13 protein-coding genes and 1 tRNA gene are annotated in these 14,942 nt (G+C 71.3%); 5 read left to right on the plus strand and 9 right to left on the minus strand.

What is annotated here, in order from left to right; genetic code table 11:
- Positions 1–153 precede the first annotated feature (153 nt).
- Entirely contained in the window at positions 154–1,560 is a 1,407-nt protein-coding gene (locus ACWCPM_RS22425; protein ID WP_450978002.1) for an NAD(P)/FAD-dependent oxidoreductase, read from the plus strand.
- A 311-nt stretch (positions 1,561–1,871) separates the two neighbouring features.
- Here the strand turns inward: ACWCPM_RS22425 and ACWCPM_RS22430 are convergent.
- A tRNA-Thr gene (locus tag ACWCPM_RS22430) sits at positions 1,872–1,945 on the minus strand.
- 214 nt (positions 1,946–2,159) lie between these two features.
- Here ACWCPM_RS22430 and ACWCPM_RS22435 point away from each other — a divergent pair.
- The 3 genes from ACWCPM_RS22435 to ACWCPM_RS22445 all read left to right on the plus strand — a co-directional run bounded on the left by ACWCPM_RS22435 (position 2,160) and on the right by ACWCPM_RS22445 (position 4,996).
- Positions 2,160–3,248, plus strand: coding sequence for an ABC transporter ATP-binding protein (locus ACWCPM_RS22435; protein WP_450978003.1), 1,089 nt, complete (start codon positions 2,160–2,162; stop codon positions 3,246–3,248).
- A gap of 233 nt (positions 3,249–3,481) precedes the next feature.
- Positions 3,482–3,940, plus strand: coding sequence for a hypothetical protein (locus ACWCPM_RS22440; RefSeq protein ID WP_450978004.1), 459 nt, complete (start codon positions 3,482–3,484; stop codon positions 3,938–3,940).
- A gap of 324 nt (positions 3,941–4,264) precedes the next feature.
- The gene (locus ACWCPM_RS22445) at positions 4,265–4,996 is read left to right on the plus strand and encodes a nucleotidyltransferase family protein (RefSeq protein ID WP_450978005.1); all 732 of its coding nucleotides are present in this window, start codon (positions 4,265–4,267) and stop codon (positions 4,994–4,996) included.
- 88 nt (positions 4,997–5,084) lie between these two features.
- On the opposite strand, the gene ACWCPM_RS22450 is transcribed toward ACWCPM_RS22445, so the two are convergent.
- The 6 genes from ACWCPM_RS22450 to ACWCPM_RS22475 form a co-directional block, all read right to left on the minus strand.
- Positions 5,085–6,830: a DoxX family protein gene (locus tag ACWCPM_RS22450; RefSeq protein ID WP_450978006.1), complete on the minus strand. Its 1,746-nt coding sequence runs from the start codon at positions 6,828–6,830 to the stop codon at positions 5,085–5,087.
- Between the two features lie 118 nt (positions 6,831–6,948).
- Positions 6,949–7,890 carry a 23S rRNA (guanosine(2251)-2'-O)-methyltransferase RlmB gene (rlmB, locus tag ACWCPM_RS22455; protein ID WP_450978007.1) on the minus strand — a complete coding sequence of 314 codons (942 nt, stop codon included), beginning with the start codon at positions 7,888–7,890 and terminating at the stop codon, positions 6,949–6,951.
- 91 nt (positions 7,891–7,981) lie between these two features.
- Positions 7,982–9,382, minus strand: coding sequence for a cysteine--tRNA ligase (gene cysS, locus ACWCPM_RS22460; RefSeq protein ID WP_450978008.1), 1,401 nt, complete (start codon positions 9,380–9,382; stop codon positions 7,982–7,984).
- Positions 9,383–9,520: 138 nt separating this feature from the next.
- Positions 9,521–10,012, minus strand: coding sequence for a 2-C-methyl-D-erythritol 2,4-cyclodiphosphate synthase (gene ispF, locus ACWCPM_RS22465; RefSeq protein WP_450978009.1), 492 nt, complete (start codon positions 10,010–10,012; stop codon positions 9,521–9,523).
- On the minus strand, positions 10,002–10,754 hold the full coding sequence (gene ispD / locus ACWCPM_RS22470) for a 2-C-methyl-D-erythritol 4-phosphate cytidylyltransferase (RefSeq protein ID WP_450978010.1): 753 nt from the start codon (positions 10,752–10,754) through the stop codon (positions 10,002–10,004). The genes ispF and ispD overlap by 11 nt, the downstream gene beginning before the upstream one ends.
- 367 nt (positions 10,755–11,121) lie before the next feature.
- Positions 11,122–11,604: a CarD family transcriptional regulator gene (locus tag ACWCPM_RS22475; RefSeq protein ID WP_003953493.1), complete on the minus strand. Its 483-nt coding sequence runs from the start codon at positions 11,602–11,604 to the stop codon at positions 11,122–11,124.
- Between the two features lie 585 nt (positions 11,605–12,189).
- Between ACWCPM_RS22475 and ACWCPM_RS22480 the strand changes: the two genes are divergently transcribed.
- A complete protein-coding gene (locus tag ACWCPM_RS22480; RefSeq protein ID WP_450978011.1) occupies positions 12,190–12,909 on the plus strand; it encodes a DUF461 domain-containing protein in 720 nt (239 codons plus the stop codon).
- An 80-nt stretch (positions 12,910–12,989) separates the two neighbouring features.
- Here the strand turns inward: ACWCPM_RS22480 and ACWCPM_RS22485 are convergent, their stop codons facing one another.
- A complete protein-coding gene (locus ACWCPM_RS22485) occupies positions 12,990–13,670 on the minus strand; it encodes a response regulator transcription factor (RefSeq protein ID WP_345617623.1) in 681 nt (226 codons plus the stop codon).
- A complete protein-coding gene (locus ACWCPM_RS22490) occupies positions 13,667–14,932 on the minus strand; it encodes a sensor histidine kinase (RefSeq protein WP_450978012.1) in 1,266 nt (421 codons plus the stop codon). Before ACWCPM_RS22490 ends, ACWCPM_RS22485 begins: the two co-directional genes overlap by 4 nt.
- Between the last annotated feature and the right edge of the window lie 10 nt (positions 14,933–14,942).

A 14,942-nucleotide genomic window follows, 5' to 3' on the forward strand; every position in this document is an offset into this window, starting at 1 on the left:
TGACCCTACGGACGCGCCGGTGCCGCCTCGACCGCTTTTCCCACGGGACCGCGCACCCGCTGCCCGCCCGCCACGCATCCCACGCCGATCCACCCCCGAAGTCGACGAAATCCGAAGGAGACAGCCCCCAGGACCACGGGTAACGTCCGGGCCATGAGCAGCTCGGCAGACAGGGCCTTGAACGGCGGCGTCTCCTTCTGGTACGCCCAGGAGGGCTTCCCCGCCCCTCGGGAGCCCCTCTCCGGTGACGCCTGCGCGGACGTCGTGATCGTCGGCGGCGGCTACACGGGGCTGTGGACCGCGTACTACCTGAAGAAGGCCGCGCCCTTCCTCCGCGTCACCGTGCTGGAGCAGAGGTTCTGCGGCTACGGCGCCTCCGGCCGCAACGGCGGCTGGCTCTACAACGGCATCGCGGGTCGCGACCGGTACGCCCGCCTGCACGGCCATGAGGCAGCCGTACGCCTCCAGCGGGCCATGAACGACACGGTCGACGAGGTCATCAGGGCCACCGGCGAGGAGGGCGTCGAGGCGGGCATCCACAAGGGCGGCGTCCTCGAAGTCGCCCGCACACCCGCCCAGTCGGCCCGCCTGAAGGCATTCCACGCGCGGGAGCTCGCGTACGGCGAGAGGGACCGCGAGCTGTACGGCGCGCGAGAGACCGCCGCGCGGGTCAGGGTCGCGGGCGCGGTGGGCTCGTCCTGGACACCGCACGGGGCCCGGATCCACCCGGTGAAACTGGTGACCGGCCTCGCGCGCGCGGTGGAGGCCCTCGGCGTCACCGTCCACGAGTCGACGCCGGTCACGGAGATCCGCCCGCGGCACGCGGTCACCCCGTACGGCACGGTCCGCGCGCCCTATGTGCTGCGCTGCACGGAGGGTTTCACGGCGTCCCTGAAGGGCCAGAGGCGCACCTGGCTGCCCATGAACTCCTCCATGATCGCGACCGCGCCGCTCACCGCGGCACAGTGGGAGGCGGTGGGCTGGGAAGGCCGCGAGACGCTCGGTGACATGGCCCACGCCTACATGTACGCCCAGCGCACCGCCGACGGCCGGATCGCGCTGGGCGGCCGCGGGATGCCGTACCGCTTCGGCTCCCGCACGGACGACGACGGCCGCACCGAGGACGCGACCGTCGTGGCGCTGCGGGAGATCCTGGAGCGCTTCTTCCCGGCCCTGACCGGCGTCCGCGTCGAGCACGCCTGGTCGGGCGTCCTCGGCGTGCCCCGCGACTGGTGCGCCACGGTCACCCTGGACCCCGCCACGGGCCTCGGCTGGGCGGGCGGTTACGTCGGCTCCGGTGTGGCCACCGCCAACCTCGCCGCCCGCACCCTGCGCGATCTGGTCCGGCTCGACTCCGGGCAGGGCGGCCGGACGGAGCTGACGGAACTGCCCTGGGTCGACCACAAGGTCCGCAAGTGGGAACCGGAACCTCTGCGTTGGCTGGGCGTCCACGGCATGTACGCCGCCTACCGCACCGCCGACCACCGCGAACTCACCGCCCGCGGCGCCGAGTCGTCCCGCCTGGCCCGCCTGGCCGACCGACTGGCGGGCCGCGGCTGAACGGGGACACCGGCCGGCCGAGCCTGTGGGTGCCCCGGGGTCGACTGCCCAGTGACGGCACCCATGCCTGGCTCAGTGCGCTCAGCCGCTCAGCAGTAGGAGAAGCGGGAAGAGAAGCGCGAACAGGAGAGTCATGGCGGCACTGAGGGTGAGCGCCGCAAGGATGCCGATCAAGAGGATCACCCGGAGCGGTCCCAGAACTCCTGACGCCGACCGCGCACCGATTCCCCCTCGGTCACGGGCCAACGGCAACAACCGCCGACGCCCTCGCGATCCATGATCACGAGGGCGTCAGCGCAGCTCACACGGAGAGCCCCCTGTCGGATTCGAACCGACGACCTTCGCTTTACAAGAGCGGCGCTCTGACCAGCTGAGCTAAGGAGGCCTGCACGCGTGCGCGACGAGTGCTCGTGCAGTGTACCCAGCTCCCACCCCGGGCCCGTCGAAAATTACCGCGAAGTTCACAGGGGCTGGACTGCTGACAGAACAGGTGAACGCGGGGTACCGTCCTCAGGCAGTCCGCTCTTGTGGACTAGACCACCACCTTCCTACAACGGATCGTCCGGCACGTTCCTGCCGGTAGAAGGGGGCCCATCACCATGGCCACTGTTTCGTTCGACAAGGCGACCCGTGTCTACCCGGGTTCCACCAAGCCCGCCGTCGACGCCCTCGACATCGAGATCGAGGACGGGGAGTTCCTCGTCCTGGTCGGTCCGTCCGGTTGCGGCAAGTCCACCTCCCTGCGGATGCTGGCCGGCCTGGAGGACGTGAACTCCGGCACCATCCGCATCGGCGACCGCGACGTCACGCACCTGCCGCCGAAGGACCGGGACATCGCCATGGTGTTCCAGAACTACGCGCTCTACCCGCACATGACCGTCGCCGACAACATGGGCTTCGCGCTCAAGATCGCCGGCGTCAACAAGGCGGAGATCCGGCAGAAGGTCGAAGAGGCCGCGAAGATCCTCGACCTCACCGAGTACCTGGACCGCAAGCCGAAGGCCCTCTCCGGTGGTCAGCGCCAGCGCGTCGCCATGGGCCGCGCGATCGTGCGTGAGCCGCAGGTCTTCCTCATGGACGAGCCGCTGTCCAACCTGGACGCCAAGCTCCGCGTCTCCACCCGTACGCAGATCGCCTCGCTGCAGCGCCGCCTCGGCATCACCACGGTCTACGTCACCCACGACCAGGTCGAGGCCATGACCATGGGCGACCGCGTGGCCGTGCTCAAGGACGGTCTGCTCCAGCAGGTCGACTCCCCGCGCAACATGTACGACCGCCCGGCGAACCTCTTCGTCGCCGGCTTCATCGGCTCCCCCGCGATGAACCTCGTCGAGGTGCCGATCGCCGACGGCGGCGTGAAGTTCGGCAAGAGCGTGGTGCCGGTCGACCGGGACGCGCTCTCCGCCACCACCGACAAGTCGGTCACCGTCGGTGTCCGCCCCGAGCACTTCGACGTGGCCGGCCCGGAGGCCGAGCAGGGTCTCGCGGTCACCGTGAACGTCGTCGAGGAGCTCGGCGCCGACGCGTACGTCTACGGCACCGCCCAGGTCGGCGACAACTCCAAGGACCTGGTGGTCCGTGTCAACGGCCGCGAGGTCCCGGAGAAGGGCAGCACGCTGCACGTCGTGCCGCGCTCCGGCGAGACGCACGTCTTCTCCACCTCGACGGGCGAGCGCCTCTCCGACTGATCGGTCGAACGACCCGAACGACGAAACACCCAACCCGGGTAATTCACCCAGGTTGCCGAATGGGGCCCCGCGGCCAGACTGCGGGGCCCTTTTCCGTGTCGACAAATACCCCGGCACTCTGGTCCATTTCGAGCACCGTGCGTCAACCTCGCACCCAGGAGACACCGCCACTTCGTCACCCGTACCGGTGACCAAATGTCGCCAAATCATCACCGGGCGCTACCCTCACTCGCGTGAAGCACTCCACCACCTCACAGACGCGACGCGGCCAGGGCGGCCCCGCCCGCCGGATCGGCCGTTCCCTCGCCCTCGTTCTGCCCGTCGTCCTGGTGCTCTCCGGGACTCTCGCGGTCACGCGGGTCAACTGGTCGGGAGATCCCGAGAGCTCGGTGCTCACCGCGGCGGACGTCTCGGCCTCCGGACCCCACACCCGCACAGCGCCCCGCGCCCCGCACGAGGTGCTGCGCGACCGGCTGCTCACCGAGCTCCAGGAGACCGACCCGGGCACCGCCCTCACCCACCTCCAGCAGGCGGTGGACGAGCGACCCTCGCTGGCCCGTCACTGCGCCTCGATCGCCCGCGCCCTGGGGCGCGCCGCGGTGCGCGTCTACGGCCCCACGCGCGCCCAGTCCTTCTCCCGCCCCGTCTGCGACACCTCGTTCGCCTCGGGCGTCCTGGCGGCGCACAGCTGAGCCCCGGGCACCGGACCACAGCGAGACCCCGCCCCCGGCCCCCACAGGCCGCGGGCGGGGCTCCCACGACCCACACGACCACGACCACACGACCCACACGACCCACACGAGCCACCGTCGACGGACACCACCCGTCCGACGCCACGATCGACCCGGCCCACCCCGAGACACCACCAACGAGCCGCTACGAGAATCCACCAACGGCCCGCTCCAAGACACCACCAGCCGCCCGCCCCAGGACGCCAAGGACGCCAACCCCCCACCCCGTGGCCGTCCATCAGGCTCCCGGGATCACCGCCGCCCCCGCCGCGTACAGTGCCGGGCATGACCGATCCGAACGCCGCCTCCCGCCCCGTCCAGGCCGTCATCCTGGCCGGCGGTCAGGGCTCCCGGTTGCGCCCCTACACCGACGACCGTCCCAAGCCGATGGTCGAGATCCCCGGCACGGGCACGCCGATCATCGGCCACCAGCTCGCCTGGCTCGCCGAGGAGGGCGTCACCGATGTCGTCATCAGTTGCGGGCACCTCGCCGAGGTGCTGCAGGAGTGGCTGGACTCCGCCGACCTGCCGGTCCGCGTCACCACCGTCGTCGAGACGGAACCCCTCGGCCGGGGCGGGGGCCTCAAGTACGCCGCCGCCCGCCTCCCCCACCCCGAGCGCGCCTGGTACGCCACCAACGGCGACATCTGGACCCGCTTCTCCCTGCGCCACATGGCCGACTTCCACACCGAGCGCGACGCCATAGCGACCCTCGCACTGGCCCGGCCCCGCATCCCCTGGGGCGCGGTGCAGACGGACGGCTTCGGCCACATCACGGACTTCATCGAGTCCCCGCCGACGACGTACGAGGTCAATGCGGGCGTCTACGTCTTCTCGCCGGAGTTCGCGGGGCTGCTCCCCGACCGCGGCGACCATGAGCGCACCACGTTCCCGCATCTGGCGCGCGAACGCCGTCTGGCCGGCTTCCCGCTCCCCCAAGGCTCGTACTGGCGCGCCATCGACACCGCGAAGGACCTCACGGAGGCCGCGAAGGAGCTGGCCGCGCTGCGCCGTTGAGGAAAGCACGCCGGTACGACGACGGGGTCCCGCGCGTGAGGCGCGGGACCCCGTCGTCGTACCGGAAGGACCGACCGGGGAGAACGGACTAGCCCAGCAGCCCTCCGACCAGCCCCGGCTGCCCGGACGTCGACTCGCCGCCCCCGGACCCCGTGCCGCCGGTGGAGCCCGAACCACCCGTGGAGCCGCTGCCGCCGCCCCCGGAGGTGGGTCCGGTGCTGGTGCTGGGAGCCTCTTCCACGGGTGCCGACTGCTGTGGTGGCGCCTGACCCTCGGTCCCCTGCGTCTGGCTCGGCGCGCCGCCGGTCGACGTGCCGGTGTCGCGGGTCGCGCCGGGCGTGGTCGCGGCGCCCGCGGTGGGTGCGGCCGAGGTCGCGCCCTGCGTCGGTGAACCGGCCGAGGCCGAGGGCGCGGTGCTCTGCCGGCGCTCACCGGGCTTGGACGGCAGGGGGGAACCGGGCAGTTCGTTGCGCGGCGCCTCGCCGGGCCCGGGGACGACCACACGGTCGGAGTCCCGCACCGCGCCGCCGAGCAGCGAACCGACCAGCAGCGTGATCCCGGTGACGATCGCGGTGACCAGGGCGCCCCGGCGCAGCACGTAGCGCCGCAGTTCCCAGATGTCGGAACGGGGGCCGAGCCGGCGCCAGGCCAGCCCCGCCAGCCGCCCGTCCACGGAGTAGACGGGCGCCCCGGCGATGATCAGCGGTGACCACGCGGCCAGGTAGATGATGTCGGGAGCGTCGTACACGGGGACGCTCTTCCAGCTGACGGTCACGAGCAGCGCGGCGGAGAGCAGCGCACCGCCCACCGCGGCGATCCGCTGCCAGCAGCCCAGGACCGTGAGCACGCCCACGATGACCTGTGCGAACGCGATCACGAGACCCGAGCCGACGGGGTGCTGGAGCGCGAACTGGCGCAGCGGCTCGGCGACTTCCCAGGGGTGCAGGGTGTTGAGCCACTTGACCATGGAGCCGCGGTCGCCGCCGTCGAAGTAGACGGGGTCGCAGAGCTTGCCCATGCCGGCGTAGATGGAGATGGCGCCGAGGAAGATGCGCAGCGGCAGCAGGACGACGCCGAGGTTCATCCGGCGGCCGGGGTAGTAGGCGTGCCGCGCGGGGTCGTCGGCGTGGCGCCGGGAGCGGGGCTCGGTGCCCTCGTCGTCCGGGTCGGCGTTCTCGAGTTCGTCGGCGTACTCGTCGTAGTCGTCGTAGCCGTCGTCGAAGCGCTCCCCGGCGTGGCCCGGACGGTCGTACGCGCCCTCGACGGTCCGCATGGCCGGCAGCAGGCGGGTGCCGGTGCCGTCCTGGGTGCGCCGGGCCCCGTCGTGGGTGCGCTGGGCGCCGACGACGGGGGTCTCGACGGTCTGGTCGAACTCGTCGTAGCCGTCGTAGCCCTCGTAGCGGCCGTACCCGGGGTCCGTGTCGACGCGCGGGATGACCTGGGTGGCTCCGGTGTCGGCGGTCGCTTCCTCCGGGTGACGGACGCCCGCGCCCCGCACGGCCTGGAGCAGGCGGTGGGCGCCGGTGTCGTCGGGAGCGGACCGGCCGCTCCACACGACCGGGCGGCGACGGGCCTCGCCGGCCCGGGTCGCTCTGCCCGTCGTTCCGGCGACCGGCATGCGGGCGGTGTCCTCGGCGGCGCTCAAGTGCCGTGCGACCCGCGGCGACTGGGCGTGGCGCGAGGAGGCGCCCAACTGCACGCGGAAGCTGGCGTGATTGACGATGATCTGCGCCGGGTCGCTCGGCACCTTCACCATGCTCAGCGCGGGAGCGTCGTCGAATCCCGACGAGCGGTCCCCCGTGGGTGTGCGGGGTGTTCTGGTGTCCACACTCATCTAACAGAGTGACGTGTGTTTAGGACACTGCCTTGACCCGCCGGATCTGTCCGGACCGCGTCAAGCTTGTCCGGACAGCCCGGAACCTCCCGGACGGGTGACCTTGCCGAACGACCGTTCAGACCCTCCGGCTGGCCGCCTCGTACAGCACGATCCCCGCCGCGACACCGGCGTTGAGCGACTCGGCGCCGCCCGGCATCGGAATCCGCACGCGGTGGTCGCAGGTCTCCCCGACCAGCCGCGAGAGGCCCTTGCCCTCGCTGCCGACGACGATGACGACCGGTCCGCCCAGCGCTTCGAGGTCACCGAGTTCGACCTCGCCGTCGGCGGCGAGCCCGACCACGACGATCCCGGCCTTCTTGTACGCCTCCAGCGCGCGCGTGAGGTTGGTCGCGCGCGCGACCGGCGTGCGGGCGGCCGTACCCGCGGACGACTTCCAGGCACCGGCCGTCATCCCGGCCGCGCGCCGCTCGGGCACGACGACACCGTGGCCGCCGAACGCGGAGACGGACCGCACGACCGCGCCGAGGTTGCGCGGGTCGGTCACCCCGTCCAGGGCGACGATCAGCGGGTCCTCGCCCGCGTCGGCGGCAGCGGCTGCGAGGTCCTCGGGGTGCGCGTACTCGTACGGCGGCACCTGGAGGACGAGGCCCTGGTGGTTGAGTCCGTTCGTCATCCGGTCGAGTTCGGGGCGCGGCGCCTCCATGAGGTTGATGCCGCCGCGTTCGGCCACGAGCTGGAGCGCCTCGCGGACCCGCTCGTCGCTGTCGATGAACTGCTGGACGTACAGCGTGCTGGCGGGCACACCCTCGCGGAGCGCCTCGTAGACCGGGTTGCGCCCGACGACCAGCTCCGAGGTGCCCTTGCCTCCTGCGCGCCGCTGCTGCGGACGCCCCTGCGCGCGCCGTGTCTTCGCGGCGGCGGCACGCTGCTTGGCGTGGCCCTTGCGCATCTCGGCGGGGGGCGTAGGCCCCTTGCCCTCGAGGCCCCGGCGCCGCTGGCCGCCGCTGCCGACCTGCGCGCCCTTCTTGCCGGACATGCGGCGGTTGTTCGCGGCCATGATCTACCTGTCTGTGGGAGTACGTACGTCTATGTAGTGTGCCGCGCCGGATCGCGGACGGCACACCGTTGTGCTGCGCCTCGGGCTCCGCTCAGCGCGGGCCGAGGCTCCAGCGCGGCCCGTGCGGGCTGTCCTCGATGACGAGGCCGGACTGCCCCAGCTGGTCGCGGATGGCGTCCGCGGTGACCCAGTCCTTGCGGGAGCGGGCCGCCTCACGCTGATCCAGGACGAGACGTACGAGGCTGTCGACCACGCCGTGCAGATCCTCGCTCCGATCGCCCTCACCCGCCCAGTGCGCGTCCAGCGGGTCCAGGCCGAGGACGCCGAGCATGGCGCGGACCTCGGCGAGGCGGGCGACCGCGCTCTCCTTGTCGTCGGCGGCCAGGGCGCTGTTGCCCTGCCGGACCGTGTTGTGCACCACCGCGAGGGCCCCCGGCACTCCCAGGTCGTCGTCCATCGCCTCGGCGAAGGCGGGCGGCACCTCGGCGGCGGGCTCGACCGGTCCGCCGGCCAGCTCCACCACACGCTGCACGAACCCCTCGATCCGCGCGAACGCGGACTCGGCCTCGCGCAGGGCCTCCTCGCTGTACTCGATGGTCGAGCGGTAGTGCGGCGTGCCGAGGTAGTAGCGCAGCACGATCGGCCGCCAGTGCTTGACCATCTCCGACACCAGCACCGAGTTGCCCAGCGACTTGGACATCTTCTCGCCGCTCATGGTGACCCAGGCGTTGTGCAGCCAGTACCGCGCGAACTCGTCGCCGAACGCCTTGGCCTGGGCGATCTCGTTCTCGTGGTGCGGGAAGATCAGGTCCAGGCCGCCGCCGTGGATGTCGAAGGCGCTGCCCAGGTACTTGTGCGCCATGGCCGAGCACTCCAGGTGCCAGCCCGGGCGCCCACGGCCCCACGGGGTCTCCCAGTCGGGCTCGCCCGGCTTGGTGGCCTTCCACATGGCGAAGTCGCGCGGGTCACGCTTTCCGGAGATGCCGTCCTCGGGGGGCTGGCGCATCTCGTCCAGGTCCTGCCGGGACAGTTCCAGGTACGAGGGCCAGGAGCGCACGTCGAAGTAGACGCTGCCGTGGGACTCGTAGGCGTGACCGCGCTCGATGAGGCCGCGCATCATCTCGACCATCTCGGTGATGTGGCCGGTGGCACGCGGTTCGTAGGTGGGCGGCAGGCAGCCGAGCGCCGCGTAACCGTCGTTGAACGCACGCTCGTTCGCGTACCCGATGGACCACCAGGGGCGGTACTGCTCCTCCGCCTTCCCGATGATCTTGTCGTCGATGTCGGTGACGTTCCTGATGAACGTCACCCCGTAGCCGCGGTACTCGAACCAGCGGCGCAGGATGTCGAAGTTGAGGCCGGAGCGGATGTGCCCGATGTGGGGGGCCGCCTGCACGGTGGCACCACACAGGTAGATCGAGACACAACCCGGCGTGAGCGGGGAGAAGTCACGGATCTGCCGGGCGCTGGTGTCGTACAGGCGAATGGTCACCACTCCAGGGTAGTGGGCGGAGGGCCATGCCTCGTGCCCCTTGTGGACAACGTGCGCCTCTTCTCATGGACGACGCACCTCTTCTTCCGGACGGCGGGCGTGCCGCTTCGTGACGGCCCGCGCGCGATGCCGGTGCCGTCAGCCGGCGCGCACCACCAGCGCCGTGGCCACCGCCATCAGACCCTCGCCGCGGCCCGGGAAGCCGAGCCCGTCCGTGGTGGCGCCGGAGACGGAGACCGGGGCACCGGCCGCCTCGGAGAGGACCTTCTGGGCCTCGTCGCGGCGCTTGCCGACCTTCGGGCGGTCCCCGACGACCTGCACCGCCACGTTGCCGATCCGGAAGCCCGCCTCGCGCACGATCCGGGCGGCCTCGGTCAGCAGCGCCACGCCCGACGCACCGGACCACTCCGGGCGCCCGGTGCCGAAATGCTGTCCCAGGTCACCCAGACCGGCGGCGGAGAACAGCGCGTTGCACGCGGCGTGCGCCACGACGTCCGCGTCGGAGTGCCCGGCCAGCCCGGGCCCCTGGCCCTCCCACTTCAGGCCGGCGCACCACAGCTCGCGCCCCTCTTCGAAGGCGTGGATGTCGGTGCCGATGCCGACCCGCGGAAGCGGTGCCTCAGAAGCCATCGTTCAGCCTCCTGCGCGCCAGGACCGCCTCGGCGAGCACCAGGTCCAGCGGCCGGGTGACCTTGAACGCCTCCTCGTGCCCGGGCACGACGACGACACGCTCGCCGATCTGCTCGACCATGCCGGCGTCGTCGGTGACCTCGCCGGTGACGGTCTCGTGCGCCCGCAGCAGCGTCGCCCGGTCGAAGCCCTGCGGCGTCTGCACGGCGCGCAGCCGCGCCCGTACCGGCGTGGCCAGCACGGGCTCCGGCTCGCCCGGCGTCAGCGCGGGCTCGACCTCCTTGACCGTGTCCGCCAGCGGCAGCGCCGGCACCACGGCCGGCGCTCCGTCACGGACCGCCTCGATCACCGCGTCGACGGTGTCGACCGGAACGAGCGGGCGGGCGGCGTCGTGCACCAGCACGATGTCGTAGCCCGGCGGCAGCGCGTCGAGGCCGAGCCTGACCGACTCCTGGCGCGACCCCCCTCCGGGGACGACCAGGAAGTCGGTGCGCTCGGGCAGTGCGTGGGCGTCGAGCAGGGACTTGACCTCGGCGGCACCGTCGGGCGGGGCGACGACCACGACGAGGGAGACGGCGCGGGACGCGGCCAGCGCGCGTACGGCGTGGATCAGCATCGGCGTCCCGTTCAGCGCACGGAGCGCCTTGGGGGCGCCCGGGCCGAGGCGTACACCCCGGCCGGCGGCCGGGATGACCGCGGCGGTACGGGCTCCTGCGGGCGAAGGGCGCGAAACGTCAGACATCGTTTCCTGTCAGGTTTGTGTGCTCGGCCTAGGTGGGTATGGCCTCAGCGTGCAAGAGCGCGGGCGCGTACCGCTCTGACCGGACCCTTCCGTGACCCTGGTCGAGCCGGCCGCCCGGGCACGGCACGCACAGTACCGGGGGGAGTTTCCTCGGCGTAGGGCGGACGTACGAGACGGGCGGTCCAGGCGTCCGGACAGCCATCCGGCGGTGGGACGCGCGGATGGCTGAAATACGACTCCGTGATCCGGGTACGAAGTGTTCGGTTTTCGGTGTTCGGGTACGAACATGCCGCAGCGCCCGGCGACTGGGTTGTGTCATCGGGCACCGCGGCATGTCATGTGCTGAGCGGGGCGAGCCTGCCTCGCGTCAGGAGGCGAGCACCTCGTCGAGCAGAGCCTCGGCCTTGTCCTCGTTCGTGTTCTCCGCGAGGGCGAGCTCGCTCACCAGGATCTGGCGAGCCTTGGCGAGCATGCGCTTCTCACCGGCGGAGAGTCCGCGCTCACGCTCACGACGCCACAGGTCACGCACGACTTCCGCGACCTTGATGACATCGCCGGAGGCGAGCTTCTCCAGGTTTGCCTTGTAACGACGCGACCAGTTCGTGGGCTCCTCGGCGTACGGCGCGCGCAGCACCTCGAAGACCCGGTCCAGCCCGTCCTGACCGACCACATCACGCACGCCGACGAACTCCGCATTGTCCGCTGGCACACGTACCGTCAGGTCACCCTGGGCGACCTTCAGCACCAAGTAGGTCTTGTCCACGCCTTTGATCTGGCGAGTTTCGATGGCCTCGATCAGCGCGGCCCCGTGATGGGGATAGACCACGGTGTCGCCAACCTTGAACGTCATGTGACAGGTACCCCTTCCGTGGCTATCCAGAGTAACACGGAAACGGCGGCTTCTGAATGGCGTTTTCGCAGGTCAGGGCATATCTCGGGGCTTGACAACAGCAACCGGAACGTGCTTCGACCAACCGTCGGAGCAAGGTATTCGCAGGTCGGAGCCGCTCTTCGGGCCGACCGAAACGTGCACGTCACATCCGTCGGACACCCCCACAAGGCGACTGAACGTCCACATATGTCCGGTTCCAAACGCTCGACTTCCGCTACTCCGTTCGGCGCCCGGCGGCCGGTACGAGACGTTTCCGGAATTGATCACGACACTCCCGGAGCAACTCTCCGGTGATCAATTTTCGGACCCGCCGCGCATTCCTTCACGTAAATTTCGCGAAGGCTTATGTGAATGCCGTACGAGCGCCTCACGCACGTGAACAGGGAGGCTCTCCGTACCTCCTGCTGAGGGAAGCCGGGCGGTCGCGGGGGAGGGTCGGGTGCGAGGTGCGGGGAACGTCTCGGTAACCTAAGGCCGCTGACAGCCACTGAGGGCGGCTTTACCAGGAAAGCCGCCCCTGCGTTTCAAGGAGTAGCCGCCGCCGTGAGCAGCAGCCTTCGACGCGGCGCCCTCGCCGCCTCCGCCATCGCGTTCTCGATCGCCACGCTCGCCGCCTGCGGCGCCGGCAACAACTCGCAGACCCTGCAGATCGTGCCGGACAACGCGGCCACCAGCGTCGGCGACATCAAGATCCAGAACGCGCTGGTGATCACCCAGGCGGACCGCGAGGCGACCGGCCCCGCCGTCGTCTCCGCCACCGTCTTCAACTCCAGCGACCGCGCCCAGACGCTGGAGTCCATCACCCTCGACGGCGCCCAGCAGGTCACGCTCACCCCCGCGTCGGGCAAGGGCGCGCTGAGCATCCCCGCGGGTGGCTCCGTCGTCATCGGCGGCAAGGGGAACGCCTCGGCGGTCCTGCAGAACGCCGAGTCCCTCACCGACGGCGACGCGCACAAGGTCACCTTCGCCTTCAGCGAGACCGGGGACGTGAGCCTGCGGGCGTTCATCGTCCCGGCGGAGGGCTTCTACGCCCCCTGGGGGCCGAGCGGCTCTCCGGCGGCGAGCGCGTCGCCGACCGCCTCCGCGACCGGTGAGGCCGCCGAGGGAGGCGAGGCCGGGGAGACGGGTGAGCCCGGGGAGACCGGTGAGCCCGGCGACGAAGGTGCGACGGGCGACCAGGAGGGCTCGGAGTCGGACGCCGAGACCGGTACGCCGACCGACGCCGCGTCCGCGTCCGTCGAGGGCGGGACGGCCGATCACTGATCGTCGTACGCGACTGTTCGCACGAAGAAGGGCGGGGCCTCACGAGGAGGTCCCGCCCTTCAGCGCTGGTGTGTGACGGTTTACGGCTCGAACTTGTAGCCGAGACCGCGGACCGTGACCAGGTAGCGCGGCGCGCCCGGGTCCGGCTCGATCTTGGCGCGCAGGCGCTTGACGTGGACGTCGAGGGTCTTGGTGTCACCGACGTAGTCGGCGCCCCAGACGCGGTCGATGAGCTGCATCCGGGTCAGCACCCGGCCGGCGTTGCGCAGCAGCATCTCCAGCAGGTCGAACTCCTTCAGCGGCAGGTCGACCTTGGCGCCGGCGACGGTGACCACGTGGCGGTCGACGTCCATCCGGACCGGGCCGGCCTCCAGCGCCGCCGGGGTCACCTCCTCGGGCTCGCCGCGGCGGCGCAGGACGGCCCGGATACGGGCGACCAGCTCGCGCGAGGAGAACGGCTTGGTGACGTAGTCGTCGGCTCCTATTTCCAGCCCGACAACCTTGTCGATCTCGCTGTCCTTGGCGGTCACCATGATGACCGGGACATTGGAACGGCCGCGCAGCTGGCGGCAGACCTCGGTACCCGGCAGCCCGGGCAGCATCAGGTCGAGGAGGACGAGGTCGGCGCCGTTGCGCTCGAACTCGTCGAGTCCGTCGGGCCCCGTGGTCGCGATGGCGACCTCGAAGCCCTCCTTGCGGAGCATGTACGACAGGGCGTCGGAGAAGGACTCCTCGTCCTCGACGACGAGCACACGGGTCACGGAAGGACCTCCGGGGCGGGAAGCGGTTCGTACGGGGGTCTTGCAGGGGACGGGTCGGCGGACTGCCCGGCCTCGTCGTCGAGGGCGGGGTGCTGGTGCGCCCGGTCGCGGGCCAGACCCGCCTCCGGCAGCCGCAGCGTGAACGTGGAGCCCTGTCCCTCGGAGCTCCACACCGTGACCTCCCCGCCGTGCGAGGCGGCCACGTGCTTGACGATGGCGAGCCCGAGGCCCGTGCCACCGGTGGCACGGGAGCGGGCGGGGTCGACGCGGTAGAAGCGCTCGAAGACGCGCTCCCTGTCCTTCTCGGAGATGCCGATGCCCTGGTCGGTCACGGCGACCTCGATGGTCTCCCCGCCGGAAGCGCTGACCCGGCGTGCGGCGATGCCGACACGGGTGCGGGCGGGGGAGTAGTTGACGGCGTTCTCCACCAGGTTGCCGAGGGCGGCGGCCAGCTGGCTGCGGTTGCCCCAGACGTAGAGGTCGGCGGTGCCGCCGGCGGCCATGGTGATCTGCTTGGTGCCCGCCTGCTGCCGGCACCGGTCGACGGCCTCGGCGACCAGTTCGTCCACCCGGACGGGCTCGGCGTCCTCCAGCGGGTCGTCGTTCTGGACCCGGGAGAGGTCGATCAGCTCCTGCACCAGGTTGGTCAGCCGGGTCGCCTCGATCTGCATCCGGCCGGCGAAACGCTCCACGGCCTCCGGGTCGTCCGAGGCGTCCATGACGGCCTCGGAGAGGAGGGAGAGGGCGCCGACGGGGGTCTTGAGCTCGTGGCTGACGTTCGCGACGAAATCCCGCCGTACCGCCTCTATCCTGCGGGCCTCGGTGAGGTCCTCGACCAGCAGCAGCACGAGCCGGGAGCCCAGGGGGGCGACCCGGGCGGAGACGGCGAGCGCCTCGCCGCGACCGGAACCCCTCCGGGGCAGGTCCAGCTCGACCTGTCGTATCTCTCCGTCGCGCCGGGTGTCGCGGGCCATCTGGAGCATGGGGTCGACCGCGAGCCTGCCGCCGCGCACCAGACCGAGGGCGTAGGCGGCGGAGCTGGCCTTGACCACCGCGTCGGCCTCGTCGAGGACCACGGCCGAGGAGCGCAGCACGGACAGCACCGTGTCGACGCCGGGGGGCAGCACGGGGTCTGTGTGCAGGGAGGTGCGGGTGGGGCGTTTCAGGTCGCGTTCGCTCCAGCGGAACGCCAGCATGGCGATGACACCGGTGAGCACACCGGCGATCGCTGCCGCTGCGGCGACCGCCGCGTTCACGTCCATGCGTCCAGGT

It is taken from the genome of Streptomyces sp. NPDC002309 (genome assembly GCF_053593375.1).

Coding starts and splice junctions, on each gene's coding strand:
- ACWCPM_RS22425 (WP_450978002.1), top strand. CDS start 154: ATGAGCAGCTCGGCAGACAGGGCCTTGAACGGCGGCGTCTCCTTCTGG.
- ACWCPM_RS22435 (WP_450978003.1), top strand. CDS start 2,160: ATGGCCACTGTTTCGTTCGACAAGGCGACCCGTGTCTACCCGGGTTCC.
- ACWCPM_RS22445 (WP_450978005.1), top strand. CDS start 4,265: ATGACCGATCCGAACGCCGCCTCCCGCCCCGTCCAGGCCGTCATCCTG.
- ACWCPM_RS22450 (WP_450978006.1), bottom strand. CDS start 6,830: ATGAGTGTGGACACCAGAACACCCCGCACACCCACGGGGGACCGCTCG.
- rlmB (WP_450978007.1), bottom strand. CDS start 7,890: ATGGCCGCGAACAACCGCCGCATGTCCGGCAAGAAGGGCGCGCAGGTC.
- ispF (WP_450978009.1), bottom strand. CDS start 10,012: ATGGCTTCTGAGGCACCGCTTCCGCGGGTCGGCATCGGCACCGACATC.
- ispD (WP_450978010.1), bottom strand. CDS start 10,754: ATGTCTGACGTTTCGCGCCCTTCGCCCGCAGGAGCCCGTACCGCCGCG.
- ACWCPM_RS22475 (WP_003953493.1), bottom strand. CDS start 11,604: ATGACGTTCAAGGTTGGCGACACCGTGGTCTATCCCCATCACGGGGCC.
- ACWCPM_RS22490 (WP_450978012.1), bottom strand. CDS start 14,932: ATGGACGTGAACGCGGCGGTCGCCGCAGCGGCAGCGATCGCCGGTGTG.